Annotated in this window: 24 protein-coding genes; 15 read left to right on the forward strand and 9 right to left on the reverse strand. The window is 60.5% G+C overall.

What is annotated here, in order from left to right:
* Positions 1 to 170: 170 nt before the first annotated feature.
* The gene (leuA, locus tag AC1Q6D_RS10450) at positions 171 to 1,850 is read right to left on the reverse strand and encodes a 2-isopropylmalate synthase (protein ID WP_047538113.1); all 1,680 of its coding nucleotides are present in this window, start codon (positions 1,848 to 1,850) and stop codon (positions 171 to 173) included.
* 388 nt (positions 1,851 to 2,238) lie between these two features.
* On the opposite strand from leuA, the gene AC1Q6D_RS10455 reads away from it, so the two are divergent.
* Positions 2,239 to 2,595, forward strand: coding sequence for a hypothetical protein (locus AC1Q6D_RS10455; protein ID WP_047539337.1), 357 nt, complete (start codon positions 2,239 to 2,241; stop codon positions 2,593 to 2,595).
* 44 nt (positions 2,596 to 2,639) lie between these two features.
* Here the strand turns inward: AC1Q6D_RS10455 and AC1Q6D_RS10460 are convergent, their stop codons facing one another.
* The 5 genes from AC1Q6D_RS10460 to AC1Q6D_RS10480 all read right to left on the reverse strand — a co-directional run bounded on the left by AC1Q6D_RS10460 (position 2,640) and on the right by AC1Q6D_RS10480 (position 7,404).
* Entirely contained in the window at positions 2,640 to 3,461 is an 822-nt protein-coding gene (locus AC1Q6D_RS10460) for a M23 family metallopeptidase (protein ID WP_103405816.1), read from the reverse strand.
* Positions 3,462 to 3,464: 3 nt separating this feature from the next.
* Positions 3,465 to 4,844: an exodeoxyribonuclease VII large subunit gene (gene xseA / locus AC1Q6D_RS10465; RefSeq protein WP_103405815.1), complete on the reverse strand. Its 1,380-nt coding sequence runs from the start codon at positions 4,842 to 4,844 to the stop codon at positions 3,465 to 3,467.
* A 182-nt stretch (positions 4,845 to 5,026) separates the two neighbouring features.
* Positions 5,027 to 5,416, reverse strand: coding sequence for a DNA polymerase III subunit chi (locus AC1Q6D_RS10470; protein WP_103405814.1), 390 nt, complete (start codon positions 5,414 to 5,416; stop codon positions 5,027 to 5,029).
* 8 nt (positions 5,417 to 5,424) lie between these two features.
* Positions 5,425 to 5,853, reverse strand: coding sequence for a DNA polymerase III subunit chi (locus AC1Q6D_RS10475; RefSeq protein ID WP_090316547.1), 429 nt, complete (start codon positions 5,851 to 5,853; stop codon positions 5,425 to 5,427).
* Between the two features lie 60 nt (positions 5,854 to 5,913).
* Positions 5,914 to 7,404 carry a leucyl aminopeptidase gene (locus AC1Q6D_RS10480; protein WP_103405813.1) on the reverse strand — a complete coding sequence of 497 codons (1,491 nt, stop codon included), beginning with the start codon at positions 7,402 to 7,404 and terminating at the stop codon, positions 5,914 to 5,916.
* Between the two features lie 407 nt (positions 7,405 to 7,811).
* Here AC1Q6D_RS10480 and lptF point away from each other — a divergent pair, with 407 nt between their 5' ends.
* The 8 genes from lptF (at position 7,812) to pdxJ (ending at position 16,236) form a co-directional block, all read left to right on the forward strand.
* Positions 7,812 to 8,930, forward strand: a complete 1,119-nt coding sequence (gene lptF, locus AC1Q6D_RS10485; protein ID WP_103405812.1) for an LPS export ABC transporter permease LptF — start codon at positions 7,812 to 7,814, stop codon at positions 8,928 to 8,930.
* The gene (lptG, locus tag AC1Q6D_RS10490; protein ID WP_103405811.1) at positions 8,923 to 9,984 is read left to right on the forward strand and encodes an LPS export ABC transporter permease LptG; all 1,062 of its coding nucleotides are present in this window, start codon (positions 8,923 to 8,925) and stop codon (positions 9,982 to 9,984) included. The genes lptF and lptG overlap by 8 nt, the downstream gene beginning before the upstream one ends.
* A gap of 171 nt (positions 9,985 to 10,155) precedes the next feature.
* The gene (lepA, locus tag AC1Q6D_RS10495) at positions 10,156 to 11,955 is read left to right on the forward strand and encodes a translation elongation factor 4 (RefSeq protein ID WP_047538127.1); all 1,800 of its coding nucleotides are present in this window, start codon (positions 10,156 to 10,158) and stop codon (positions 11,953 to 11,955) included.
* A gap of 5 nt (positions 11,956 to 11,960) precedes the next feature.
* Entirely contained in the window at positions 11,961 to 12,815 is an 855-nt protein-coding gene (gene lepB / locus AC1Q6D_RS10500; RefSeq protein WP_103405810.1) for a signal peptidase I, read from the forward strand.
* A gap of 184 nt (positions 12,816 to 12,999) precedes the next feature.
* Positions 13,000 to 13,689, forward strand: a complete 690-nt coding sequence (gene rnc / locus AC1Q6D_RS10505; protein WP_103405809.1) for a ribonuclease III — start codon at positions 13,000 to 13,002, stop codon at positions 13,687 to 13,689.
* On the forward strand, positions 13,682 to 14,584 hold the full coding sequence (gene era / locus AC1Q6D_RS10510) for a GTPase Era (protein WP_047538131.1): 903 nt from the start codon (positions 13,682 to 13,684) through the stop codon (positions 14,582 to 14,584). Before rnc ends, era begins: the two co-directional genes overlap by 8 nt.
* A 164-nt stretch (positions 14,585 to 14,748) precedes the next feature.
* Positions 14,749 to 15,438, forward strand: a complete 690-nt coding sequence (recO, locus tag AC1Q6D_RS10515; protein ID WP_047538132.1) for a DNA repair protein RecO — start codon at positions 14,749 to 14,751, stop codon at positions 15,436 to 15,438.
* A 51-nt stretch (positions 15,439 to 15,489) separates the two neighbouring features.
* Positions 15,490 to 16,236 (forward strand): pyridoxine 5'-phosphate synthase, encoded by a 747-nt coding sequence (gene pdxJ, locus AC1Q6D_RS10520; RefSeq protein ID WP_103405808.1) that lies wholly within the window; start codon positions 15,490 to 15,492, stop codon positions 16,234 to 16,236.
* Between the two features lie 56 nt (positions 16,237 to 16,292).
* Here the strand turns inward: pdxJ and mltF are convergent, their stop codons facing one another.
* Entirely contained in the window at positions 16,293 to 17,753 is a 1,461-nt protein-coding gene (gene mltF / locus AC1Q6D_RS10525) for a membrane-bound lytic murein transglycosylase MltF (protein WP_047538134.1), read from the reverse strand.
* A 286-nt stretch (positions 17,754 to 18,039) separates the two neighbouring features.
* Here mltF and purL point away from each other — a divergent pair, with 286 nt between their 5' ends.
* Together purL and AC1Q6D_RS10535 are read left to right on the forward strand one after the other, a co-directional pair.
* Complete coding sequence (gene purL / locus AC1Q6D_RS10530) at positions 18,040 to 21,936, forward strand: phosphoribosylformylglycinamidine synthase (RefSeq protein WP_103405807.1); 3,897 nt, start codon at positions 18,040 to 18,042, stop codon at positions 21,934 to 21,936.
* A 20-nt stretch (positions 21,937 to 21,956) separates the two neighbouring features.
* Entirely contained in the window at positions 21,957 to 22,268 is a 312-nt protein-coding gene (locus AC1Q6D_RS10535; protein ID WP_103405806.1) for a YqfO family protein, read from the forward strand.
* Between the two features lie 132 nt (positions 22,269 to 22,400).
* Here the strand turns inward: AC1Q6D_RS10535 and AC1Q6D_RS10540 are convergent, their stop codons facing one another.
* Both AC1Q6D_RS10540 and AC1Q6D_RS10545 read right to left on the reverse strand, forming a co-directional pair.
* The gene (locus AC1Q6D_RS10540; RefSeq protein WP_047538142.1) at positions 22,401 to 22,904 is read right to left on the reverse strand and encodes a L,D-transpeptidase family protein; all 504 of its coding nucleotides are present in this window, start codon (positions 22,902 to 22,904) and stop codon (positions 22,401 to 22,403) included.
* A 50-nt stretch (positions 22,905 to 22,954) separates the two neighbouring features.
* Complete coding sequence (locus tag AC1Q6D_RS10545) at positions 22,955 to 23,503, reverse strand: NUDIX hydrolase (protein ID WP_103405805.1); 549 nt, start codon at positions 23,501 to 23,503, stop codon at positions 22,955 to 22,957.
* A 147-nt stretch (positions 23,504 to 23,650) separates the two neighbouring features.
* On the opposite strand from AC1Q6D_RS10545, the gene AC1Q6D_RS10550 reads away from it, so the two are divergent.
* The 4 genes from AC1Q6D_RS10550 (at position 23,651) to AC1Q6D_RS10565 (ending at position 25,585) form a co-directional block, all read left to right on the forward strand.
* The gene (locus AC1Q6D_RS10550; protein WP_047538148.1) at positions 23,651 to 24,250 is read left to right on the forward strand and encodes a CoA pyrophosphatase; all 600 of its coding nucleotides are present in this window, start codon (positions 23,651 to 23,653) and stop codon (positions 24,248 to 24,250) included.
* A 55-nt stretch (positions 24,251 to 24,305) separates the two neighbouring features.
* Positions 24,306 to 24,830, forward strand: coding sequence for a gamma carbonic anhydrase family protein (locus AC1Q6D_RS10555; RefSeq protein ID WP_047538150.1), 525 nt, complete (start codon positions 24,306 to 24,308; stop codon positions 24,828 to 24,830).
* Positions 24,827 to 25,042: a DUF1289 domain-containing protein gene (locus AC1Q6D_RS10560; RefSeq protein WP_103405804.1), complete on the forward strand. Its 216-nt coding sequence runs from the start codon at positions 24,827 to 24,829 to the stop codon at positions 25,040 to 25,042. Before AC1Q6D_RS10555 ends, AC1Q6D_RS10560 begins: the two co-directional genes overlap by 4 nt.
* Positions 25,043 to 25,117: 75 nt before the next feature.
* A complete protein-coding gene (locus AC1Q6D_RS10565) occupies positions 25,118 to 25,585 on the forward strand; it encodes a VUT family protein (RefSeq protein ID WP_103405803.1) in 468 nt (155 codons plus the stop codon).
* The last annotated feature ends 24 nt before the right edge of the window (positions 25,586 to 25,609 follow it).

Here is a 25,609-nt window from a genome sequence, read left to right on the forward strand (position 1 = left end):
CCCCCCCCCCCCCCCCCCCCCCCCCCCCCCCCCCCCCCCCCCCCCCCCCCCCCCCCCCCCCCCCCCCCCCCCCCCCTTTTTTAATGATACGGCGACCACCGAGATCTACACTAGGAAGACTTCGTCGGCAGCGTCAGATGTGGAGAAGAGACAGGCATGACAGCGTAGGCTTACGCCGCTTTCGCTTCCGGCTGGCTCAGGGAGCGGTTCAGCGCGCTGAACAGGGCCTTGAAGCTGGCGGTGGTGATGTTTTCGTCGATGCCGACGCCATGCACCGCACGCTCGCCATTCACCCGCAGTTCAATGTAGGCCGCTGCCTTGGCATTGGTGCCCGCGCCGATGGCGTGCTCGTTGTAGTCCATGATTTCCACGGGGACTGGCAAGCCGGCCACCAGGGCTTCCAGGGCGCCATTGCCCTTGCCGCGCCAATGCAGGTTGGTTTCGCCCTGGCCTTGGCTGGCGACTTCCACTTCGACGGCGCTGTGGCCGTTTTCTTCCTGCAGGCGATGACTGACCAGCGCGTACGGGGTATTGGCTTGCAAGTACTCGCTGTGCAGCAGGGCGTGGATCTGTTGGGCCGTCATTTCGAGGCCCAGGCGATCGGTCTCACGCTGCACGACCTGGCTGAACTCGATCTGCATGCGACGCGGCAGGCTGATGCCGTATTCCTGTTCCAGCAGGTAGGCGATACCGCCCTTGCCCGACTGGCTGTTGACGCGGATGACCGCTTCGTAGCTGCGGCCGATGTCGGCCGGGTCGATCGGCAAGTACGGTACTTCCCACAGGGCATCCGGTTTCTGCTGGGCGAAGCCCTTGCGGATGGCATCCTGGTGGGAGCCGGAGAACGCCGTGTGGACCAGGTCGCCGACGTACGGGTGACGTGGGTGCACCTGGATCTGGTTGCATTCTTCGACGACTTTGCGCACGCCGTCGATGTCGGAGAAGTCCAGTTGAGGGTCGAGACCCTGGGTGTACATGTTCAGGGCGACGGTCACCAGGTCAACGTTACCGGTGCGCTCGCCGTTGCCGAACAGGCAGCCTTCGACGCGGTCGGCGCCGGCCATCAGGCCCAGTTCGGTGGCGGCCACGCCGGTGCCACGGTCGTTGTGGGTGTGCAGGCTGATGATCACGCTGTCACGACGGTTGATGTGACGGCCGAACCATTCGATCTGGTCGGCATAGATGTTCGGGGTCGCGCATTCCACGGTGGCCGGCAGATTGAGGATCATCTTGTGCTCGGGCGTCGGGTTCCAGACTTCGATCACCGCGTCGCAGACTTCCTTGGCGAACTCCAGTTCGGTGGCGCTGAAGGTTTCCGGCGAGTATTCGAAGGTCCACTCGGTGTCGGGCTGCATGGCCGCGTATTTGACGAACAGCTTGGCGGCGTTCACGGCGATGGCCTTGACGCCGTCCTTGTCCTGATTGAAGACAATCCGGCGGAAGGAAGGGGAGGTCGCGTTGTACAGGTGAACGATGGCTTTCTTCGCCCCGCGCAGGGATTCGAAGGTACGCTCGATCAGGTCTTCACGGCCCTGGGTCAGCACCTGGATGGTGGTGTCGTCCGGGATGTGGTTGCCTTCGATCAGGGTGCGCACGAAGTCGAAGTCGGTTTGCGAAGCGGCCGGGAACGATGCTTCGATTTCTTTCACGCCCACCTGCACCAGGGTTTTCCAGAAGCGCAGCTTCTTGACGGCGTCCATCGGCTCGATCAGCGACTGGTTGCCGTCACGCAGGTCGGAACTGCACCAGATCGGCGCGGCAGTGATGGTTTTCGACGGCCAGGTACGGTCCGGGATGTCGATGGTCGGGAACGCGCGGTATTTCGAAGACGGGTCTTTGAGCATGCTCATCGGAGTAATCCTTATTGTGTGGGCCGAAAAAAGGCGGCCAGCCGGTGGATCAAATATTTTTGGGGTAAGGCGTGAGACGAGGCACCGCGATCAGCCCGGCAGTCGTGCACTGACAAGGCACAGGCTGCGGTGCTGGCGAAGCTGAATGAGGGTGTGAGGAGTTTTCATGCCTTCAACCCTAACCGCGGGGGAGAAAGATGGCAAGCAGTCGAAAAAAATTGAGAGGAATACTCGTGTCTATGTATTTATCGAGATTTTATTGTGCTGAATGGTGCTGTTTGTTCAGTTGCTTGCGCAGGGTTTGAGTGATGCGCAATCGAGGATTTTGGCATCGGGCCGTGCCCGTGCAGCTATGCTTATGGCCTCGACTGACAAGCAGGAGTCGGCGATGAACGAGTCCGATTGGAAGCTCTATTGCGTGCTGCGTCCGGTCGCCCATGAGCGGATGTGTGTGCGGATCATGGCGGATGTCGAAAAGACAGTGCTGGATAAAAACCTCTCACCTTATGAGCGGATTGAGGCGAGCGAGGAATTGCTCCAGGCCGGTCAAAAGGAGTTGTACTGGGCGTTTGGGGTGTTCAGGTTTTCGCGGCATGAAGCGCGTTCTCACTTGCTCGGGCTATGCGCCCGTGAGCTGGTCACGGCTGAAGAGCTTACCGGGTTCTCGGAGGAAACCCGGGAATGGATCAAGCACTGCCTGGCCGACCGGGAAGCCCACGGGATAGAGGACCTGGACGCTGAGTAAGCGGCGCCGGTGATGCCCTCATCGCGAGCGGACCAACCGCAGGCTTAAGGCTGAAACGCCCCAATGAAAATCGCCGGATCTACCCGCGCGTCGTTCAGGCTGACGTTCCAGTGCATATGCGGCCCGGTCGCCCGACCGGTCGAGCCGACCTTGCCGACCACATCACCACGCGCCAATGGCTGACCGACCTTCACATCGATTTTCGACATGTGGCAGAACATGCTGATGAAGCCTTGGCCATGGTCGACAAACACGGTGTTGCCGTTGAAGAAGTAATTGCCGATCAGAATCACCTTGCCAGCGGCCGGGGTCTTGATCGGTGTGCCGGCTGGCACTGCGAAGTCCAGGCCTGCGTGGGGATTGCGCTCTTCACCGTTGAAGAACCGGCGCACCCCGAACTTGCTCGACAGCGGCCCGTTGACCGGTTTGTCCAACAGCAGGTTGCTGGGGGTATTCGGGCTGAACGTGCGATAGGCGGCAATCTGCTCTGCCAGCTCGCGTTCTATGCGCTTGAGATTCTCCGGGTCAGGGTTGACCTGCTGTGTGTTCTTCAAGGTGATGCGTTGTTCCGGGTATTTTTTCTGGCCCACGGTGAAGCTCAGCGTACGGCCGCCGCTGCTGATGGACTGGGCGCCCGGTTTAACAGTCAGCGGTACGCCGACGATGGCCAGCCAATTGTTCTGCTCCTTGACCACCAGTACCGGTTTGCCCTGATAGCTGGCTTTCGGCGCTTGCGCTGAGGTGCCCAGATCCACCACCGCGACGCCGCCCGGCACCGGTTTGTTCAACAGGCGGGTGATATAGCTGTCGGCGTGGGCGTTCAGGGTCAGGCACAGCAATAGCAGAGAAGCTAAAAGGCGCGGCATGGATCAATCCAGTAATGAAAGGGTGACAGGCGTCAGGTGATTGTCTTCAACCCGCACTTGCAGTTCGCCTTCGCCCAGCTTGGCTTTCAGACGTTGACCGTTATGGGTTTGCGCGGCGTTGCGAATCGCGTTGCCGCGCTCGTCGAGCAAAATGCTGTAACCGCGGCCCAGCGTCGCCAGGGGGCTGACCACATGCAGGGTCTGCATTTGGCTTTGCAGCTGTAGGCGACGGTTTTTCAGGCCCTCGCGCATGGCGCGAGGCAGGCGCTCGGCAAGGCTGTCGAGGCGCTGGCGCAACAACGCCAGTTGCCGACCGGGATGTTGCCCGGCCAGGCGGGTTTCCAGGCGGATCAGCCGTTCACGGCGAGTGTTGAGGCTGCGTTCAAAGGCGCGGCGCATGCGCATGTCCAGATCATCCAGGCGTTGCGCTTGCTGGCGCAGGCGTTCGCCGGGGTGACGCAGGCGCCGGGAGATGCCTTCGAGGCGCAGGCGGTCGCGCATCAAACGGTCGCGCATGCGCATCACCAACCGTCGGTGCAGGCTTTCGACCCGGCGGACCAGATCGCTGGAGTCCGGTGCGAGCAATTCAGCGGCGGCGGATGGGGTCGGGGCGCGAACGTCGGCGACGAAGTCACTGATCGACACATCGGTTTCATGGCCGACGGCGCTGACGATCGGCGTTACGCAGGCATCCACCGCGCGGGCCACGGCTTCTTCGTTGAAGCACCAGAGGTCTTCCAGCGAGCCGCCACCTCGGGCCAGGATCAAGGCGTCGAAGCCGCGGGCATCGGCCAGTTTCAGCGCGCGAACAATTTGCGCGGTGGCTTCGCGGCCCTGAACGGCCGTCGGGATCAGCGTCAGTTGTATCTGAGGTGCGCGACGGCGGAACACGCTGATGATGTCGCGGATCACCGCGCCGGTAGGTGAACTGATGATGCCGATCCGTTGTGGATGGGCCGGCAGCGGTACCTTGCGCTCGGCGCTGAACAGGCCTTCGGCGCTGAGTTTTTCCTTCAATGCATCGAAGGCCAGCCGCAACGCGCCATCGCCCGCAGGTTCCACGGTGTCGAGGATCAGTTGGTAGTCCCCGCGCCCCTCGAACAGCGAGACCTTGCCGCGTACCTTGACCGCCAGGCCGTCTTTCAATGCTTGTCGCACTCGCGCAGCGTTCTGCCGGAACAGTGCGCAACGCACCTGGGCGCCGCTGTCCTTGAGTGTGAAGTACACGTGGCCGGATGCCGGGCGGGCCAGGTTGGAGATTTCGCCTTCGACCCAGATGTTGCTGAACACGTCTTCGAGCAACACCCGTGCACGGCCGTTGAGCTGGCTGACGGTCAGGACTTCACGGTCCAGGCCAAGTCTTGCAAAGGGATCTTTAATCATGGGGCGCATGATAAAGGCATTCGGTGACCAATCTCTATGACCCCGCACAAATCAGTTGTTGGAGGCTGTTTGTGGCGTGAGCTGGCTCGCGAAAGCAGTCCGGCAGGCGATATCGTCGGTGAAAATCAAGACGCCATCGCGAGCAGGCACGCTCCCACACAGGCGCGCTTGGCGCAGGTTGTTCAATCGTTGTACTGGCTCAGCAATCGCTCCATCCGCGCATTCAAGCGGCGTTTGATTTCGGTTTCGATGTGCGGCGCGAAGTCGTCGATCACGTCCTGCATGATCAATTGCGCGGCGGCGCGCAGTTCGCTGTCGAGGTACAGCAGGGCGTCGGCGCCCTTGCTGGCGCTCGGTGCCGGCTCGGCGGCTGGGGCGGGCGCTTTCGGTTCGACGGTCGGCGCGGGGGCGCTGACAGTGTCGAACAGCATCGGAATCTGTTCCTGTTCACCTTCATCGACCGTGTCGGTCAGCAGCGGTGGTTGCAGGTTGTCATCGCCGAGCAGTTGGCGGATCGACTCAAGGTCGTCCAGCAGGTGCACGGACTTTTGCAGCGGTTTTGGAGTGTCCATCGGAATGCTCAGAGTCGCTGTAAACGGTGATCTTGCAGAGGATAGCCCTGTTCGCGGTAGAAACGGAAACTCTCCCGCGCGGCCTGGCGTATCACCGGGTCTTCCACCACCACTTCTGCCACGCGGGCAAAGCGCTGGGCAAAGGCCGGCACTTTCAGGTCGAGATTGACCAACAGATCCTGGTGCTGGCCGCAGTCATCGCCAAGACCCAGGACGATCAGGCTGTCCGGTTCGCTTTCGGCAGGGCCGTGGGGCACGAAACTTTCGCCCTTGAACGCCCATAAGCGTGCGTCGAGATCCTCGCGTTGGGAGGCGTCGCTGCAATGCAGGTAAATGCGGTGCCCCATGCGCCAGGCTTTTTCAGTGAGCTTGCAGGCAAAATCCAGGCGTGCCGAAGGATCGGCGCTGGGCAGGATATAGAAGTCGACTTTGGTCATTGCGGTTCCTGAGCCTTGAGCGGCGCCGCCCGAAAGCGACGCTGCCCAGGTTCATCGGTTTCAGGCTTTGGCGCGGTCCAGCAGGTATTGGGTCAACAGGGGAACCGGACGGCCAGTGGCGCCCTTGTCCTTGCCGCCGCTGGTCCAGGCAGTGCCGGCGATGTCCAGGTGCGCCCAGTTCAGGTTCTTGGTGAAGCGCGACAGGAAGCAGGCAGCGGTGATGGTGCCGGCTTTCGGGCCGCCGATGTTGGCGATGTCGGCGAACGGGCTGTCGAGTTGCTCCTGGTACTCATCGAACAACGGCAATTGCCAGGCGCGGTCGTCGGCCGCCTTGCCGGCGCTGAGCAGTTGGCCGATCAGTTCATCGTTGTTGCCCAGCAGGCCCGAGGTATGGGCGCCCAGGGCAACCACGCAGGCACCGGTCAGGGTGGCGATGTCGATGACGGCTTGCGGCTTGAAGCGCTCGGAGTAGGTCAGTGCGTCGCACAGCACCAGACGGCCTTCGGCGTCGGTGTTGAGGATTTCCACGGTCTGGCCGCTCATGGTGGTGACGATGTCGCCCGGGCGAGAAGCGTTGCCGCTCGGCATGTTCTCGGCGCATGCCAGGATGCACACCAGGTTGATTGGCAATTTCAGCTCGAGCACGGCACGCAGGGTGCCGAACACGCTGGCAGAGCCGCCCATGTCATATTTCATTTCGTCCATGCCGGCGCCTGGCTTGAGGCTGATACCGCCGGTGTCGAAGGTGATGCCTTTGCCGACCAGGGCGTAGGGCTTCTCGGATTTCTTGCCGCCGTTGTATTGCATGACGATCAGGCGCGGCGGTTGGGCGCTGCCCTGGCCAACGGCATAGAACGAGCCCATGCCCAGTGCCTTGATCTTCTTCTCGTCGAAGACTTCGACTTTCAGGTCCTTGAACTCTTTGCCGAGGTTTTTCGCTTGCTCACCGAGGAACGTCGGGTGGCAGATGTTTGGCGGCAAGTTGCCCAGGTCGCGAGTGAAGGCCATGCCGTTGGCAATGGCGGTGGCGTGGGTCACGGCGCGTTGCACTTCAGCCTGGGCGGCCTTGATGGTCAGCAGGGTGACTTTCTTCAGGGCGCGTGGTTCGGCTTTCTGGCTCTTGAACTGATCGAACTGGTATTCACCGTCCACCAGGGTTTCGGCCAGCAGGCGGGTCTTGCCGTAGCTGTCGCGGCCTTTGACCACGATTTCGTCCAGGGCCAGGACCGCATCACTGCCGGCCAGGCCTTTGAGGGTATTGAGTACGCCGGCGATGATTTTGCGGAACGGGCGGTCGCCCAGTTCTTCATCTTTACCCACGCCCACCAGCAGCACGCGCTCGGCCTTGAGGTTGGGCAGGCTGTGCAGCAGCAGGCTCTGCCCGACCTTGCCGGCCAGGTCGCCACGCTTGAGCACGGCGCTGATCGCACCGCCGCTGAGTTCGTCGAGTTGTTTGGCGGCGACGCCGAGTTTGCGGCCTTCACCGACGGCGACCACCAACGTGGCGGTTTTCAACGTTTCCGGGTTAACGCTCTTTACAACCAGTTCCATGTCCGGGTCCCTGAATTGATGGTCAACTCGCAAGCGCTCGACACCGAATGTGCGTCGCCTGCCTGCATCTAAATAGAAAGTAATAGAAAGGCGCCAGTACCGACCGGCGACGAAGGCCGCAGTTTGAACCTCGCTAGCGGCGCCTGACAACCCTCGGTTGTACGATTGTCGGAGCGAGCCTGCTCGCGAAGAACTTGAGGCCGCGGCGGGGTTTCAGGCTTCGTGAGATATGGACGTCGCCCTTCGCGAGTGCGCTCGGTCCTACAGGCGCTTCCATGCATTGCGCAGTGACAGGCGCACCCAATCACAGGATAATGCGCCATCTTTTTCGGCGGCTCTGCCCTGCGGGTTGCCTGATATGTTTGTTTGTTTGGCTGCCTTCGCCTGACAATCCTGGAGTGTCTGGTTTGATCGTCTTCCGTTACCTATCCCGCGAAGTCTTGTTGACCTTGAGCGCCGTCAGCGCCGTGCTGCTGGTCATCATCATGAGTGGACGCTTCATCAAATACCTCGCCCAGGCCGCTTCGGGCCTTCTGGATCCGGGTTCACTGTTTCTGATCATGGGCTTCCGCCTGCCGGGATTCCTGCAGCTGATCCTGCCCTTGGGACTGTTCCTGGGGATTCTGCTGGCGTATGGCCGGCTGTATCTGGAAAGCGAGATGACCGTGCTTTCGGCTACCGGCATGAGCCAGCAGCGTCTGTTTGTCATGACCCTTTTTCCGGCCACGCTGGTGGCGCTGATCGTGGCGTGGCTGAGCCTGAGCCTGGCGCCACAAGGTGCCAATCAGTTCCAGCTGCTGCTGAACAAGCAAGATGCCCTGACCGAGTTCGATACCCTGGAGCCGGGGCGCTTCCAGGCGTTGCGCGACGGTACGCGAGTGACTTACACCGAGCAGTTGTCGGCAGATCGGATCAACCTTGGCGGCGTATTCATTTCGCAAAAGAACGCCTCATCCGACGGGAAAGATCGCGGGATTTCCGTCCTGGTGGCTGAAAAGGGCCGGCAGGAAATCAAGCCTGATGGCAATCGCTACCTGATCCTCGACAATGGCTACCGTTACGACGGTAATCCGGGGCAGGCCGACTATCGTGCGATCAAGTACGACGAGTACGGTGTATTGCTGCCCAAGCCGGATGTCAGCGACGAAGTCACCGACCGTGATGCGCTGAGCACCAGTGTCTTGATCCATAGCGATGACTTGCGTATGCGCGCCGAGCTTGAGTGGCGTCTGTCCTTGCCCTTGCTGGTCTTCATCGTGACCCTGATGGCGGTGCCGCTGTCGCGAGTCAATCCGCGCCAGGGGCGCTTCCTCAAACTGTTGCCGGCGATTCTTCTTTATATGGCTTACCTGACCCTGCTGATTGCCGCACGCGGCGCCCTCGACAAGGGCAAGATCCCGGTGGCGTTGGGCTTGTGGTGGGTGCATGCCATCTTCCTGCTCATCGGCCTGGGCCTGCTTTACTGGGAACCCCTGCGCTTGAAGATGGCGAGTCGCCGCAGCGCGCTGGAGGTGGCCCGTGGTTAAGCTCGACCGCTACATTGGTAGCAGCGTGCTCATTGCGATCCTGGCTGTGCTGGGAATCATCCTGGGGCTGGCAACGTTGTTTGCGTTCATCGATGAAATGGGCGAAATCAGCGATACCTACACCCTGGCCGATGTCGCGAGTTATGTGCTGCTGACTGCACCGCGCCGTCTTTACGAAATGTTGCCGATGGCGGCGCTGATCGGTTGCCTGATCGGCCTCGGCAGCCTGGCCAGCAACAGCGAGTTGACCATCATGCGCGCGGCCGGCGTGTCGATCGGCCGAATCGTCTGGGCGGTCATGAAGCCCATGTTGGTGCTGATGCTTGCCGGCGTGCTGATCGGCGAGTATGTCGCCCCCGCCAGTGAAAATATCGCGCAAGCCAATCGTTCGCTGGCCCAGGGCAGTGGCGACGCGCAAAGTGCCAAGCACGGCATGTGGCACCGTCAGGGCGATGAATTCATCCACATCAACTCCGTTCAGCCCAATGGCATTTTGTACGGTGTGACCCGTTATCGCTTTGACGCCGAGCGGCACATGTTGTCGGCCAGCTTCGCCAAGCGCGCAGACTTCGACAAGGAGCACTGGCAACTGACCGATATCACCACCACGCTGTTCCACGATAAAAGCTCTGAGGTGGTGACTGCCCCTGTGGAGCGCTGGGACGTGGCATTGAGCCCGCAATTGCTCAATACCGTGGTGATGACACCCGAGTCGTTGTCGATCAGCGGTCTGTGGGGGTATATCCACTATCTGGCGGACCAGGGCTTGAACAATGGTCGTTACTGGCTGGCATTTTGGGTCAAGGTGTTGCAGCCGTTGGTCACTGCTGCCCTGGTGCTGATGGCGATTTCCTTCATTTTCGGCCCGTTGCGTTCGGTGACCCTGGGTCAGCGGGTGTTTACCGGCGTGCTGGTGGGCTTCACTTTCCGCATTGCCCAGGATTTGCTGGGCCCTTCGAGCCTGGTGTTCGGTTTCTCGCCGCTGTTTGCGGTGCTGGTGCCAGCCGGCATCTGCGCCTTGGCCGGGCTGTGGTTGTTGCGTCGCGCCGGTTGATGGCGGGGCGTTCCCGGCTACTTTGGTCATAAAAAACGCCCCTGTCGCAAGACCGGGGCGTTTTTGTACTGGCCGTCTGACCTGCGAACGTGACGCTAGCGCCGTGGATCAGGTACAATTCCCGGCTATTTTTCGGCGGGCTATGCCTGCAGCCTTTTTGAGTGTTGATCCGTGAGTGATTTGAGTCATATCCGCAATTTCTCCATCATCGCCCACATTGACCATGGCAAGTCGACGCTGGCCGATCGCTTCATCCAGATGTGCGGCGGCCTGGCCGAGCGTGAAATGGAAGCCCAGGTCCTCGACTCCATGGACCTTGAGCGTGAACGCGGCATCACCATCAAGGCGCATAGCGTTACCCTGTATTACAAGGCCCGTGATGGCATCACCTATCAGTTGAACTTCATTGATACCCCTGGCCACGTTGACTTCACCTATGAAGTCAGCCGCTCGCTGGCGGCCTGTGAAGGCGCTTTGCTGGTGGTCGATGCCGGTCAGGGTGTCGAGGCGCAGTCGGTAGCCAACTGCTACACGGCGATCGAGCAGGGCCTGGAAGTGATGCCGGTGCTGAACAAGATCGACCTGCCACAGGCCGATCCGGACCGCGTTAAAGAAGAAATCGAAAAAATCATCGGCATCGATGCCACCGACGCGGTCACTTGCAGTGCCAAGACCGGTCTGGGCGTCGATGAAGTGCTCGAGCGCCTGGTCACCACCATTCCGGCGCCAACCGGCAACATCGAAGATCCGCTGCAAGCGTTGATCATCGACTCCTGGTTCGACAACTACCTGGGCGTTGTGTCCCTGGTGCGCGTACGCCATGGCCGCGTGAAGAAAGGCGACAAGATTCTGGTCAAGTCCACCGGCAAGATCCACCTGGTGGACAGCGTCGGTGTCTTCAATCCCAAACACACCGCTACCGTTGACCTGAAAGCCGGTGAAGTGGGCTTCATCATCGCCGGCATCAAGGACATTCACGGTGCGCCAGTGGGTGACACCCTGACTTTGAGCTCGACGCCGGACGTCGATGTGCTGCCAGGTTTCAAACGCATTCAGCCTCAGGTGTATGCCGGTCTGTTCCCGGTCAGCTCCGACGATTTCGAAGACTTCCGCGAGGCGCTGCAAAAGCTCACGCTGAACGACTCGTCGCTGCAATACACCCCGGAAAGCTCCGACGCCCTGGGCTTCGGCTTCCGTTGCGGTTTCCTCGGCATGCTGCACATGGAAATCATCCAGGAGCGCCTGGAGCGCGAATACGACCTGGACCTGATCACCACCGCGCCGACGGTAATTTTCGAACTGCTGCTCAAGTCCGGCGAAACGATCTACGTCGATAACCCGTCGAAGCTGCCGGACCTGTCTTCCATCGAAGACATGCGCGAGCCGATCGTGCGGGCCAATATTCTTGTGCCGCAGGAGCACCTGGGCAACGTCATTACCCTGTGCATCGAGAAACGCGGCATTCAGCATGACATGCTGTTCCTCGGTACCCAGGTCCAGGTGACCTACGATCTGCCGATGAACGAAGTGGTCCTGGACTTCTTCGACCGCCTGAAGTCCACCAGTCGCGGCTATGCTTCGCTGGATTACCATTTCGACCGTTACCAATCGGCTAATCTGGTGAAACTGGATGTGCTGATCAACGGCGACAAGGTCGACGCCCTGGCGCTGATCGTGCACAAGGACAATGCGCACTACAAAGGTCGCCAGTTGACCGAGAAGATGAAAGAGCTGATTCCGCGGCAGATGTTCGACGTGGCAATCCAGGCCGCCATTGGCGGTCAGATTGTGGCGCGGACAACCGTCAAGGCACTCAGAAAGAACGTATTGGCCAAATGCTACGGCGGTGACGTTAGCCGTAAGAAAAAACTGCTGGAAAAGCAAAAGGCCGGTAAAAAACGCATGAAGCAGGTCGGTAACGTGGAAATTCCACAAGAAGCCTTCCTTGCAGTGCTCAGGTTGGATAGTTAGGTCCTATGTCACTAAATTTCCCGCTGTTGCTGGTCATCGCCGTATTCGTCTGCGGCTTGTTGGCGTTGCTCGATCTGCTTTTCCTGGCGCCGCGTCGGCGTGCCGCCATTGCCTCCTATCAGGGCAGCGTGAGCCAGCCTGATGTGATGGTGGTCGAGAAGTTGAACAAAGAACCGCTGCTGGTCGAATACGGCAAGTCGTTCTTCCCGGTATTGTTCATCGTGCTGGTGCTGCGTTCGTTCCTGGTGGAACCGTTCCAGATCCCTTCCGGCTCGATGAAACCGACCCTGGACGTCGGCGATTTCATCCTGGTGAGCAAGTTTTCCTACGGGATCCGCTTGCCGGTGATCGACAAGAAAGTCATCGAAGTCGGTGAGCCACAACGCGGCGATGTGATGGTGTTCCGCTATCCGAGCGATCCAAACGTCAACTACATCAAGCGTGTAGTCGGTCTGCCGGGTGATCAGGTTCGTTACACCGCTGACAAGCGCCTGTTCGTCAACGGTGAATCGATTGCCGAGCAACTGGTCGGCTCCGAGCCGGGCACCTTGGGGAGCGCCGAGCTCTACAAGGAAAAACTCGGCGCCGCCGAGCACCTGATTCGCAAGGAAATGAGTCGCTACCGGGCTACGCCGGACCGTTCTTGGACCGTACCTGCCGGGCACTATTTCATGATGGGCGACAACCGCGACAATTCGAACGACAGTCGTTACTGGGATGATCCGAACATTCCCAAGGATCTGCTGGGCATGGTTCCCGACAAGAATATCGTCGGCAAGGCCTTTGCAGTCTGGATGAGCTGGCCGGAACCCAAACTCAGTCACCTGCCGAATTTCTCGCGGGTTGGCCTGATCAAGTAATCAAACACGGCGCTGTTGAACACAGCGCCGAATGCATTTCTGGAGTCGACACAATCGACGCCGGCAGCATGAAAACAACGATATTCAGGACGTTATTTTTGAACACAGCGTTAATTGTCCCAAGCCTGCGCCGAACCCCGGCGATGGCGGTGGAATCCAACCACGAACTCAGCGTGGGTAAACCGTGAGCGTCTCTTTAAGCCGTCTCGAGCGTCAGCTCGGCTACACCTTCAAGGATCAGGAACTGATGATCCTGGCCCTGACTCACCGCAGCTTTGCCGGGCGCAACAACGAGCGCCTGGAGTTCCTCGGTGATGCCATTCTCAACTTCGTGGCTGGCGAGGCATTGTTCGATCGCTTCCCGCTGGCCCGCGAAGGCCAGTTGTCGCGTTTGCGTGCCCGTCTGGTGAAAGGTGAGACCCTGGCCGTACTGGCCCGTGGTTTCGATCTGGGCGAATACCTGCGCCTGGGTTCCGGCGAATTGAAGAGCGGCGGTTTCCGTCGCGAGTCGATTCTGGCCGATGCCCTGGAAGCGCTGATTGGTGCGATCTACCTCGATGCCGGCATGGAAGTGGCGCGCGAACGCGTGCTGGCCTGGCTGGCCGGCGAGTTCGAAGGCCTGACACTGGTCGACACCAACAAGGATCCAAAAACCCGCCTGCAGGAGTTTCTGCAGTCCCGTGGTTGCGAGCTGCCGCGTTACGAAGTGGTGGATATCCAGGGTGAGCCGCATTGTCGGACGTTCTTCGTCGAATGCGAAATCATCTTACTGAATGAAAAAAGCCGAGGTCAGGGTGTGAGCCGTCGCATTGCCGAACAGGTAGCGGCCGCCGCAGCACTGATTGCCCTGGGTGTGGAGAATGGCAATGACTGATACAACCGCAACGCGCTGTGGCTATGTTGCCATCGTCGGCCGTCCGAACGTGGGCAAATCCACGTTGCTGAACCACATCCTGGGTCAGAAACTGGCGATCACCTCGCGCAAGCCGCAAACCACCCGTCACAACATGCTCGGTATCAAGACCGAAGGCGATGTACAGGCCATTTATGTCGACACCCCTGGCATGCACAAGGGTGGCGAGAAAGCCCTGAACCGCTACATGAACAAGACCGCATCGGCGGCGTTGAAAGACGTCGACGTGGTGATTTTCGTGGTCGACCGCACCAAGTGGACCGAAGAAGACCAGATGGTCCTTGAGCGCGTGCAATACGTGACCGGCCCGCTGATCGTGGCGCTGAACAAGACTGACCGCATCGAAGACAAGGCGGAGCTGATGCCGCACCTGTCCTGGTTGCAGGAACAGTTGCCGAACGCGCAGATCATCCCGATCTCGGCCCAGCACGGGCACAACCTTGACGCACTGGAACGGGTGATTGCCGGGCATCTGCCGGAAAACGATCACTTCTTCCCGGAAGACCAGATCACCGACCGCAGCAGCCGTTTCCTTGCCGCTGAACTGGTTCGCGAAAAAATCATGCGCCAGATGGGTGCCGAGCTGCCATACCAGATCACCGTCGAAATCGAAGAGTTCAAGCAGCAGGGGAAAACCCTGCACATTCATGCGTTGATCCTCGTCGAGCGTGACGGCCAGAAGAAAATCATCATTGGCGACAAGGGCGAGCGCATCAAGCGTATCGGCACCGAGGCGCGCAAGGACATGGAGCTGCTGTTCGACTCCAAGATCATGCTCAACCTTTGGGTCAAGGTGAAGGGCGGCTGGTCCGACGACGAACGCGCCTTGCGTTCGCTGGGTTACGGCGACCTGTAAATCAGGCTTGCACTACACCGTAGAACCCTGTGGGAGCGGGCTTGCCCGCGATGAGGATGTAACATTCAGCAGAGATGTTGAAGGTGAATCCGCCATCGCGGGCAAGCCCGCTCCCACATTGGTTTGTGTTGATTTCAAAACGGCATGCCTTCAGTGAGACATCCATGTCCGCAACCCAGCCAATTGGCCAACCCGCCTACGTCCTCCACTCCCGCGCCTACCGCGAAAGCAGTGCGCTGGTGGACTTCCTCACGCCGCAAGGTCGGTTGCGGGCTGTATTGCGCAGTGCGCGAGGCAAGGCCGGGACGCTTGCACGGCCATTCGTGCCACTGGAAGTGGAGTTTCGGGGGCGTGGCGAGCTCAAAAACGTGGGGCGCATGGAAAGCGCCGGCGTTTCCACCTGGCTCAATGGAGAAGCCCTGTTCAGCGGCCTTTATCTCAATGAGTTGCTGATTCGCCTGCTGCCCGCCGAAGATCCGCATCCCGCCGTATTCGATCATTACGCCGCCACCCTGCTGGCCCTGGCTGAAGGTCGTCCGCTGGAACCGCTGCTGCGCTCATTCGAATGGCGGTTGCTCGATGACCTCGGTTACGGCTTTTCTCTGATCACGGACATCCACGACGCCCCCATCGCGCCGGACGGCCTTTATCGCTTGCAAGTGGATGCGGGACTGGAGCGGGTCTATCTGTTGCAACCGGGCCTGTTCAATGGCACGGAATTGCTGGCCATGGCCGATGCTGACTGGAGCGCGCCGGGTGCCTTGTCGGCGGCCAAGCGCTTGATGCGGCAGGCGCTGGCCGTTCATTTGGGCGGCCGGCCGCTGGTTTCCCGAGAGTTGTTTCGAAAACCGTAAATTCCCCATGTATGCTGTGCACCGAACTTTCTCTTCTTCTGGAGCGCTTCCGTGACCACCAGCACCCGCATTCTTCTTGGCGTGAATATCGACCACGTTGCCACCTTACGTCAGGCTCGGGGTACCCGCTACCCGGACCCGGTGAAGGCAGCACTGGATGCGGAAGAGGCGGGCGCCGATGGCATTACCGTGCACTTGCGTGAAGACCGTCGTCACATTCAGGAGCGCGATGTGTTGCTGCTCAAGGACGTGCTGCAGACCCGCATGAACTTCGAGATGGGCGTCACAGAAGAAATGATGGCGTTCGCCGAGCGGATTCGCCCGGCGCACATTTGCCTGGTGCCGGAAACCCGACAGGAGCTGACGACGGAAGGTGGTCTGGACGTGGCGGGGCAAGAAGCCCGTATCAAGGCGGCGGTGGAGCGCCTGTCGAAGATCGGCTCGGAAGTGTCGCTGTTCATCGATGCCGATGAGCGTCAGATCGAGGCGTCCCGTCGTGTGGGCGCGCCGGCCATCGAGCTGCACACCGGGCGTTACGCCGATGCCCAGACGCCTGCCGAGGTGGCTGAAGAACTCAAGCGGGTTGCCGATGGCGTGGCGTTTGGTCTGGCCCAGGGCCTGATCGTCAACGCCGGCCATGGCCTGCATTACCACAACGTCGAAGCCGTTGCGGCAATCAAAGGTATCAACGAGCTGAACATCGGCCATGCGCTGGTGGCCCATGCCTTGTTCGTTGGCTTCAAGTCGGCTGTTTCGGAGATGAAGGCGTTGATTCTGGCGGCGGCCGCCAAGGCTTGAGCCGGGCGCAAAACCCAATGTGGGAGCTTGCTCCCACAATTATTTGGTGAGGGCTGTTAAAGCGGTGCCGGTTCCGGAGCTGGCTTGGTCTTGTCGATCCCCGGCACGAGCAACTTGCCCTCGGCCACTTGATCGCCTTCAAGTTGCGGCTGCGTGACCCAGGTCAGGATGTCGTAATAGCGGCGGATGTTGGCCACGAAATGCACCGGCTCGCCGCCACGGGCATAGCCGTATCGGGTTTTGCTGTACCACTTCTTCTCGGACAGGCGCGGCAGCATTTTCTTCACGTCCAGCCACTTGTCCGGATTCAGGCCTTCCCGCTTTGCCAGTTTGCGGGCGTCATCCAGGTGGCCGCTGCCGACGTTGTAGGCCGCCAGGGCAAACCAGGTGCGATCCGGTTCCTGGATCGACTCGTCCAGTTGATCTTTCATGTAAGCCAGGTACTTGGCGCCGCCCATGATGCTCTGCTTGGGGTCGAGGCGGTTGGACACGCCCATGGCCTGCGCAGTGTTCTGGGTCAGCATCATCAGGCCACGCACGCCGGTTTTTGACGTGACGGCCGGTTGCCACAACGATTCCTGATAGCCGATGGCCGCCAGCAGGCGCCAGTCGACTTTCTCTTTCTTGGCATAGGCCTTGAAGTGCTGTTCGTACTTGGGCAAGCGTTGCTGCAAGTGTTGGGCGAAGGTGGTGGCGCCCATATAGCCAAGGACGTCGACATGCCCGTAATAACGGTCTTTGAGGCGTTGCAGGGTGCCGTTCTTCTTGACCTTGTCGAGGTAGGCGTTGATCTCGTTGAGCAGGCTGTTGTCATCCCCGGCCGCCACCGCCCAGCTCTGGTTGCTGGCGTCACCGAGGTCAAAGGCGACCCGGATATTGGTGAAGTAGACCTGGTTCATCGCGACTTCGTTGGAGTCCACGAGGGTCAGGTCGATCTGCCCCTCATCGACCATGCGCAACAGGTCGACGACTTCAACGGCGTCGGACTCTTCGTATTCAATGCCGGGAAATTGCTTTTTCAGCTGCGCCAGCTGTTCGGCGTGGGTGCTGCCCTTGAGCACCATGATCTTCTTGCCCACCAGATCTTTCGCTTCGGTAGGGCGCGACTGGCCGTTGCGATAGATGATCTGTGGGGTCACTTCCAGATAGGAGTGGGAAAATCGCACCTGCTTTTTGCGCGCTTCGCTGCTGACCAGCCCCGCGGCGGCCAATACCGGGCCTTTGGGTTTGCCCACCTCGTTGAACAGGTCGTCGAGGTTGTCGGCGGTCTCGATCTTGAGTTCGACCCCCAGATCGTCGGCGAAGCGCTTCACCAGCTCGTATTCGAAGCCGGTTTCACCGTTGCGATCCTGGAAGTAGGTGGCGGGGCTGTTTCGGGTGATCACCCGCAGCACGCCATCCTCCTTTACGCGCTCCAGTGTGTTGGGTTTATCAACACAGCCACTGAGCATCAGGAAGAGTCCGGTTGCGATCAGCCATTTGGCGTACCGCGGACGCAAAGCCGTTGGGAAAAACATTTGCGCAGTATACGCAAAGGACCACGAGCGCCATATCTCGACAGCAAAGGGCTTGTCTGCTAGAAGGCGAAAAACCCACTTGGAGCCCGCAGGAATGGGCTACAACCCGATTTTTCACCCGTCAAAATAACTCGCGCCGAGCGCCCCGATCGGCGCCGGTTTTCCGCTCGGACACCCGCTCCGACGCCCGGGTGCAACCGCGCGTAGCGTTTCGGGTGATGTCGCGGGCTGTTTAGGCTAGAATGCACGGCCTCAAAGCACACCCCTTCCCGAGGCTGTCCCGAAGATGTTGATCCTGCGCGGCGCTCCTGCCCTTTCTGCCTTTCGCCACAGCAAACTCCTTGAGCAACTGAGCCAGAAGGTCCCGGCTGTCAGTGGCCTGTATGCTGAATTCGCTCACTTCGCCGAAGTTACCGGCGTCCTGACCGGCGACGAACAGCAGGTGCTTGCGCGCCTTCTGAAATACGGTCCAAGCGTTCCGGTCCAGGAGCCGACCGGTCGTCTGTTTCTGGTGTTGCCGCGGTTTGGCACCATTTCGCCATGGTCGAGCAAGGCCAGCGACATCGCTCGCAATTGCGGGCTGACCAAGATCCAGCGCCTGGAGCGTGGCATTGCGTTCTACGTTGCCGGCCAGTTCAGCGACGCAGACGCACAGCTGATTGCCGATGTGCTGCACGACCGCATGACCCAGATCGTCCTGGGCAACCTCGAACAGGCTGCCGGCCTGTTCAGTCACGCCGAACCCAAGCCCCTGACCGCGATCGACGTGTTGGGTGGTGGCCGCGCCGCGCTGGAAAAAGCCAACACCGAGCTGGGCCTGGCCCTGGCGGAAGACGAAATCGACTACCTGGTCAACGCCTTCGTCGGCTTGAAGCGCAACCCGCACGACATCGAACTGATGATGTTCGCCCAGGCCAACTCCGAGCATTGCCGTCACAAGATCTTCAACGCCAGTTGGGACATCGACGGCGAGAGCCAGGAAAAAAGCCTGTTCGGCATGATCAAGAACACCTACGTGATGCACAGCGAAGGCGTTCTGTCGGCTTACAAGGACAACGCATCGGTGATCGTCGGCTCCGTGGCCGGTCGTTTCTTCCCGGACCCTGAAACCCGCCAGTACGGCGCGGTGCAGGAGCCGGTGCACATCCTGATGAAAGTCGAGACCCACAACCACCCGACCGCGATTGCTCCGTTCCCGGGCGCGTCCACCGGTTCCGGTGGCGAGATCCGTGATGAAGGTGCAACCGGTCGCGGTGCCAAGCCGAAGGCTGGCCTGACCGGCTTCACCGTATCGAACCTGCAGATCCCGGGCTTCGAACAGCCATGGGAAGTGCCATACGGCAAGCCTGAGCGCATCGTGACCGCGCTGGACATCATGATCGAAGGCCCACTGGGCGGCGCGGCGTTCAACAACGAATTCGGCCGTCCGGCACTGACCGGTTACTTCCGTACCTTCGAACAATCCATCTCCACCCCGCACGGTGATGAGGTTCGCGGTTACCACAAGCCGATCATGCTGGCCGGCGGCATGGGCAACATCCGTGAAGAACACGTCAAGAAAGGCGAAATCCTCGTTGGCTCCAAGCTGATCGTGCTCGGCGGCCCGGCGATGCTGATCGGCCTGGGCGGCGGCGCGGCTTCCTCCATGGCCACCGGCACCAGTTCAGCGGACCTGGACTTCGCTTCCGTACAGCGTGAAAACCCTGAGATGGAGCGTCGCTGCCAGGAAGTCATCGACCGTTGCTGGCAACTGGGCGACAAGAACCCGATCAGCTTCATCCACGACGTGGGTGCGGGCGGTCTGTCCAACGCCTTCCCGGAACTGGTCAACGACGGCGACCGTGGTGGCCGTTTCGAACTGCGCAACATTCCAAACGACGAGCCGGGCATGGCCCCGCACGAAATCTGGTCCAACGAATCCCAGGAGCGTTATGTTCTGGCGGTTGGCCCGGCTGACTTCGAGCGCTTCAAGGCGATCTGCGAACGCGAGCGTTGCCCGTTCGCCGTGGTCGGCGAAGCTACTGCTGAACCGCAGTTGACGGTCACCGACAGCCACTTCGGCAACAGCCCGGTGGACATGCCGCTCGAAGTGCTGCTGGGCAAGGCCCCGCGCATGCACCGTTCGGTGGTGCGTGAAAACGAGTTGGGCGACGATTTCGATCCGTCGACCCTCGATATCGGCGAGTGCGTCGAGCGCGTACTGCATCACCCGGCCGTGGCCAGCAAAAGCTTCCTGATCACCATCGGCGACCGCACCATCACCGGCCTCGTGGCCCGTGACCAGATGGTCGGCCCGTGGCAGGTTCCGGTGGCCGACGTTGCCGTCACCGCCACCAGCTTCGACGTCTACACCGGTGAAGCCATGGCCATGGGCGAGCGCACTCCGCTGGCGCTGCTGGACGCTCCGGCGTCGGGCCGCATGGCCATCGGCGAAACCCTGACCAACATCGCGGCCTCGCGCATCGCCAAGATCTCCGACATCAAGCTGTCGGCGAACTGGATGTCGGCTGCCGGTCACCCGGGCGAAGACGCGCGTCTGTACGACACCGTGAAAGCGGTCGGCATGGAGCTGTGCCCTGAGCTGGGCATCACCATTCCGGTGGGCAAGGACTCGATGTCCATGGCCACGCGCTGGAACGATGAAGGCGTGGACAAGGCTGTCACTTCGCCGATGTCCCTGATCGTGACCGGTTTCGCGCCAGTGACTGACATCCGTCAGACCCTGACCCCGCAACTGCGCATGGACAAGGGCACCACCGACCTGATCCTGATCGACCTGGGCCGCGGCCAGAACCGCATGGGCGCCTCGATCCTGGCCCAGACCCACGGCAAGCTGGGCAAGCAGGCCCCGGACGTCGATGACGCCGAAGACCTCAAAGCTTTCTTCGCGGTGATCCAGGGCCTCAACGCCGACGGTCACCTGCTGGCTTACCACGACCGTTCCGACGGTGGTCTGCTGACCAGCGTGGTCGAGATGGCCTTTGCCGGTCACTGCGGCCTGAACCTGGTGCTCGACAGCGTTGCCGAGGATGCCTCCGAGATCAACGGCATCCTGTTCAACGAAGAACTGGGCGCAGTGATCCAGGTGCGTCAGGACGCGACGCCAAGCGTACTCGCACAATTCAGTGCGGCTGGTTTGGCTGAATGCGTGGCGGTGATCGGGCAGCCGATCAACAACGGTCAGATCGACATCGTCTTCAACGGCGACACCGTGTTCGAAGGTCAACGCCGCCTGCTGCAACGCCAGTGGGCCGAGACCAGCTACCAGATCCAGCGCCTGCGTGATAACGCCGACTGCGCCGAGCAAGAGTTCGACGTGATCCTGGAAGAAGACAACCCGGGCCTGAGCGTCAAGCTCAGCTTCGACGTCAACCAGGACGTCGCCGCGCCTTACATCAAGAAAGGCATTCGCCCACAGGTTGCCGTGCTGCGTGAGCAGGGCGTCAACGGTCAGGTGGAGATGGCGGCGGCGTTCGACCGTGCCGGTTTCAGCGCGATCGACGTGCACATGAGCGACATTCTGGCCGGCCGTGTCGACCTGAACGAGTTCAAGGGCCTGGTCGCTTGCGGCGGCTTCTCGTACGGCGACGTACTGGGTGCCGGTGAAGGCTGGGCCAAGTCGGCCCTGTTCAACAGCCGTGCCCGCGATGCCTTCCAGGGCTTCTTCGAGCGTAACGACAGCTTCACCCTCGGCGTGTGCAACGGGTGCCAGATGATGTCCAACCTGCACGAGCTGATTCCGGGCAGCGAGTTCTGGCCGCACTTCGTGCGTAACCGTTCCGAGCAGTTCGAAGCCCGTGTGGCGATGGTGCAGGTCCAGGAGTCGAACTCGATCTTCCTGCAAGGCATGGCCGGTTCGCGTATGCCGATCGCCATTGCTCACGGCGAAGGCCATGCCGAGTTCGCCAGCGAAGAAGCGTTGCTGGAAGCCGATCTGTCCGGTTGCGTAGCCATGCGTTTCGTCGACAACCACGGCAAGGTAACCGAAAACTATCCGGCCAACCCGAACGGCTCGCCGCGCGGGATCACCGGTCTGACCAGCCGCGACGGTCGCGTGACCATCATGATGCCGCACCCGGAGCGCGTGTTCCGCGCCGTGCAGAACTCGTGGCGCTCGGATGACTGGAACGAAGACGCCCCTTGGATGCGCATGTTCCGTAATGCGCGCGTGTGGGTGAACTAAGAGCGGGTGGACTAAGGGCCGTGTACAAGCTCAGCTTTTTTGTTCCCGACAGCCATGTCGAAGTGATCAAAAGTGCCGTATTCGCCGCCGGTGGCGGACGGATTGGCGCTTACGATCACTGCGCATGGCAGGTGTTGGGCCAAGGCCAGTTTCGTCCACTGGAGGGCAGTCAGCCGTTCCAGGGTGAGGCAGGGCAGGTCGAACAGGTCGAGGAATGGAAGGTTGAGCTGGTCGTGGCCGATGAGTTGATCCGTTCGGTGGTGGCTGCCTTGAAAGGCAGCCATCCCTACGAGACACCGGCTTATGAGGTGTGGCGGCTGGAGGATTTCTGATCTTCCAGGCTGCTGAAATGAAAAACCCGCTGAAAGCGATTTCAGCGGGTTTTTTTTTGCCTGTATTCACTTGCGATCCTGCAGGTCAGCGCAGTATCGACCCAGGCAGGCTTTTGTGCCGAGGGAGCAGGGTTACGGACGAATCTCGATCATCGTGCCATCCGGCACCAGGTTCCAGACTTCACGCATGTCCCTGTTGCGCATGGCCACGCAGCCGTCGGTCCAGTCCAGGGTGTGGAACAGGTCTTCCGGGGTGTCTTCGGTGTCCGGGGTGCCGTGGATCATGATCATGCCGCCTGGCGCGACACCTTCGCGGCGCGCGCGGGCAGAGTCAGTGATGTTCGGGTAAGAGATGTGCATCGCCAGATTGAAGTTGTTGCTGGTCTTGCGCCAGTCGATCCAGTAGAAACCCTCCGGCGTGCGTTTGTCGCCCTCCATCAATTTCGGCCCCCTGGGGTTTTTGCCCAGGGAAATGCGATAGGTCTTTATCGGCTTGCCGTCATTGATCAATTGCAATTGATGAGCGGACTTGAGAACCAGGACTTTCTCGATGACCTTGCCGTTCAGCGTTTCCACGGCAGACGCCTGGGATACCGTGATGAAAGACAAGCAAAACAGGGCAAGCAACCAGCGCATTGAAACGATTCCCCAAAAGGTGTCGCGACTATTCATTTATAGATGTTTTTTTAGTTGGCAGGCTGAGCGAGCGGCGGGATCGATTCGGACCGTACGGGGTAGACCTCGGCCCGCCGGTCAGCGAAGAAGCATTCTAAGGTACGGCCCACCGTGCGGAAAGCCAGCTCATCCCAAGGAATGTCGACTTCGTCGAATAATTGCACTTCCAGGCTTTCAGGGCCGGCGGCGAAGTTCAGGTCCGCCAGTTCGGCGCGGAAAAATACATGCACCTGGCTGATGTGCGGCACGTCGATCAGGGTATAGATGCTCAGGTTGCGCACCCGGGCGCAGGCTTCCTCGGCGGTTTCGCGAATCGCCGCCTGCTCGATGGTCTCGCCGTTTTCCATGAAACCGGCGGGCAGGGTCCAATAGCCCAGGCGTGGCTCGATGGCGCGTCGGCACAGCAATACCTTGTTGCCCCAGGTCGCCACGCAACCGGCGACGATATTGGGGTTCTGGTAATGAATGGTCTGACAGCTGTCGCAAACGAAGCGAAGGCGCGAATCACCTTCGGGAATGCGCTGGGTCACCGGGTTGCCGCACTGACTGCAAAATTTCATGCTTGAGTTCCTGAATGCTGCGCCTATCTTGGCGTGCGGCGGTGTCTGTCGGCAAGTTGTCGTTTCGCGACACGCCGCTCTGCGGGGGCTTGGGCGACCGAGGCGATTGGTGCATGATGCAGGGTAAGGCACAGATCGAGAACACTCATGCTGGACGAGCTACTGCATCGGGTAAGCAACCACACACCGCGCACGTTGGAGACCGACCGACGTTTCCCCGAGGCCGCCGTACTGATGCCCATCACTCGCAGTGACGAGCCGGAACTGCTGCTGACCTTGCGTGCCAGCGGACTCTCGACCCACGGCGGCGAGGTGGCCTTTCCCGGCGGCCGACGCGACCCCGAAGACCCCGACCTGATTTTCACCGCCCTGCGCGAAGCCGAAGAAGAGATTGGTTTGCCGCCAGGGTTGGTCGAAGTGATCGGCCCGCTCAGCCCGCTGATTTCCCTGCACGGCATCAAGGTCACCCCTTATGTCGGGGTGATTCCCGACTTCGTCGAATACCAGGCCAACGATGCCGAGATTGCCGCGGTGTTCAGCGTGCCCCTGGAGTTCTTCCGCAAGGATCCGCGCGAACACACCCACCGCATCGATTATCAGGGCCGCAGCTGGTACGTGCCGAGTTATCGCTATGGCGAATACAAGATCTGGGGGCTGACGGCGATCATGATCGTCGAGTTGATCAACCTGCTCTATGACGCCAAAATCAGCCTGCACCAACCGCCGAAAAGCTTTATCAATACCTGATGCCATCATTCGAATGGCCTGAACACGTCGCTGCCTGAGCCTTGAGGACAACACAATGAAATACCGCCTGGGCGACGCCCGTGTCGAGACCCACCCACAGAGCTGGGTCGCGCCCAATGCCGTGCTGGTGGGCAAGGTCAAACTGGAAGAGGGCGCCAACGTCTGGTTCAACGCTGTGCTGCGGGGCGACAACGAGCTGATCCTGATCGGCAAGAACAGCAACGTCCAGGACGGTACCGTGATGCACACCGACATGGGCTACCCGTTGACCATCGGCACCGGCGTGACCATTGGCCACAATGCCATGCTGCACGGCTGCACCGTCGGCGATTACAGCCTGATCGGTATCAACGCGGTCATTCTCAACGGTGCGAAAATCGGCAAGAACTGCATCATCGGCGCCAACTCGCTGATTGGCGAAGGCAAGGAAATTCCGGACGGTTCGCTGGTGATGGGCTCGCCCGGCAAAGTGGTGCGCGAACTGACCGAACCGCAGAAGAAGATGCTTGAAGCCAGCGCCGCTCACTACGTGCATAACGCCCAGCGTTACGCCCGCGATCTGGTTGAGCAGGAAGAATGACGACCACCGAACGCCCTGTGCCATCGCCCTGCGTGAATATTTGTGCGCTGGACGACGATGACATCTGCACGGGCTGCCAGCGCTCGGTCGAAGAGATTACCCGCTGGAGCCGCATGACCAACGACGAACGCCGCACGGTGCTGGGCTTGTGTCATGAGCGGGCCAAGGCCAGCGGATTGGTGTGGATGATCGGTACAAAACCCGGGAAATGAGGCGGCCTCCCTTGCAGGAGCAGGCTCGCTCCTACAGTATCCTGCGCACAAAATTGACAGGTAGTCCCACGCACCATGCTCTTCCTCATCGCCTACATCAGCAGCGTCGTGCTGATCAACTACGCCTTTTCTACCGCGCCGCACCTGGACATCATCTGGTCGGCCTGGGGTGGTCTGGTGTTCGTATTGCGCGACATGGTGCAAACCCGCTTCGGTCATGGTGCCATCGCAGCCATGCTGGCGGCGCTGGTGCTGTCCTATATCACCTCCGATCCGTCCATTGCCCTGGCCAGCGCCACGGCGTTCGCGGTTTCCGAGTTCATTGACTGGCTGGTGTTCAGCGTCACCAAGCGTCCGCTGCATGATCGCCTGTGGATAAGTTCGGCCCTGAGCATTCCCCTCGATACCTTCATTTTCTTCGGCATGATCGGTGCGCTGACCCCGGGTGTGATCCTCACCGCCCTGGGCTCGAAGTTCGCCGGTGTCACCGCCGTGTGGCTGATCATGGCCTGGCGCTTGCGCAAACAGGCCGTCGTCAGCTGAAGCCAAACCCTGCGGTTCATGTAA

The organism is Pseudomonas sp. MT92 (assembly GCF_058792515.1).

What these genes read in the sequence shown, in the direction of transcription:
- AC1Q6D_RS10560 (WP_103405804.1), top strand. Translation starts at nt 24,827, where the DNA reads ATGACGACCACCGAACGCCCTGTGCCATCGCCCTGCGTGAATATTTGT.
- AC1Q6D_RS10545 (WP_103405805.1), bottom strand. Translation starts at nt 23,503, where the DNA reads ATGAAATTTTGCAGTCAGTGCGGCAACCCGGTGACCCAGCGCATTCCC.
- leuA (WP_047538113.1), bottom strand. Translation starts at nt 1,850, where the DNA reads ATGAGCATGCTCAAAGACCCGTCTTCGAAATACCGCGCGTTCCCGACC.
- xseA (WP_103405815.1), bottom strand. Translation starts at nt 4,844, where the DNA reads ATGATTAAAGATCCCTTTGCAAGACTTGGCCTGGACCGTGAAGTCCTG.
- AC1Q6D_RS10475 (WP_090316547.1), bottom strand. Translation starts at nt 5,853, where the DNA reads ATGACCAAAGTCGACTTCTATATCCTGCCCAGCGCCGATCCTTCGGCA.
- AC1Q6D_RS10480 (WP_103405813.1), bottom strand. Translation starts at nt 7,404, where the DNA reads ATGGAACTGGTTGTAAAGAGCGTTAACCCGGAAACGTTGAAAACCGCC.
- AC1Q6D_RS10540 (WP_047538142.1), bottom strand. Translation starts at nt 22,904, where the DNA reads ATGCGCTGGTTGCTTGCCCTGTTTTGCTTGTCTTTCATCACGGTATCC.
- AC1Q6D_RS10460 (WP_103405816.1), bottom strand. Translation starts at nt 3,461, where the DNA reads ATGCCGCGCCTTTTAGCTTCTCTGCTATTGCTGTGCCTGACCCTGAAC.
- era (WP_047538131.1), top strand. Translation starts at nt 13,682, where the DNA reads ATGACTGATACAACCGCAACGCGCTGTGGCTATGTTGCCATCGTCGGC.
- AC1Q6D_RS10550 (WP_047538148.1), top strand. Translation starts at nt 23,651, where the DNA reads ATGCTGGACGAGCTACTGCATCGGGTAAGCAACCACACACCGCGCACG.
- purL (WP_103405807.1), top strand. Translation starts at nt 18,040, where the DNA reads ATGTTGATCCTGCGCGGCGCTCCTGCCCTTTCTGCCTTTCGCCACAGC.
- lepB (WP_103405810.1), top strand. Translation starts at nt 11,961, where the DNA reads ATGTCACTAAATTTCCCGCTGTTGCTGGTCATCGCCGTATTCGTCTGC.
- AC1Q6D_RS10470 (WP_103405814.1), bottom strand. Translation starts at nt 5,416, where the DNA reads ATGGACACTCCAAAACCGCTGCAAAAGTCCGTGCACCTGCTGGACGAC.
- AC1Q6D_RS10555 (WP_047538150.1), top strand. Translation starts at nt 24,306, where the DNA reads ATGAAATACCGCCTGGGCGACGCCCGTGTCGAGACCCACCCACAGAGC.
- AC1Q6D_RS10455 (WP_047539337.1), top strand. Translation starts at nt 2,239, where the DNA reads ATGAACGAGTCCGATTGGAAGCTCTATTGCGTGCTGCGTCCGGTCGCC.
- mltF (WP_047538134.1), bottom strand. Translation starts at nt 17,753, where the DNA reads ATGTTTTTCCCAACGGCTTTGCGTCCGCGGTACGCCAAATGGCTGATC.
- recO (WP_047538132.1), top strand. Translation starts at nt 14,749, where the DNA reads ATGTCCGCAACCCAGCCAATTGGCCAACCCGCCTACGTCCTCCACTCC.
- AC1Q6D_RS10565 (WP_103405803.1), top strand. Translation starts at nt 25,118, where the DNA reads ATGCTCTTCCTCATCGCCTACATCAGCAGCGTCGTGCTGATCAACTAC.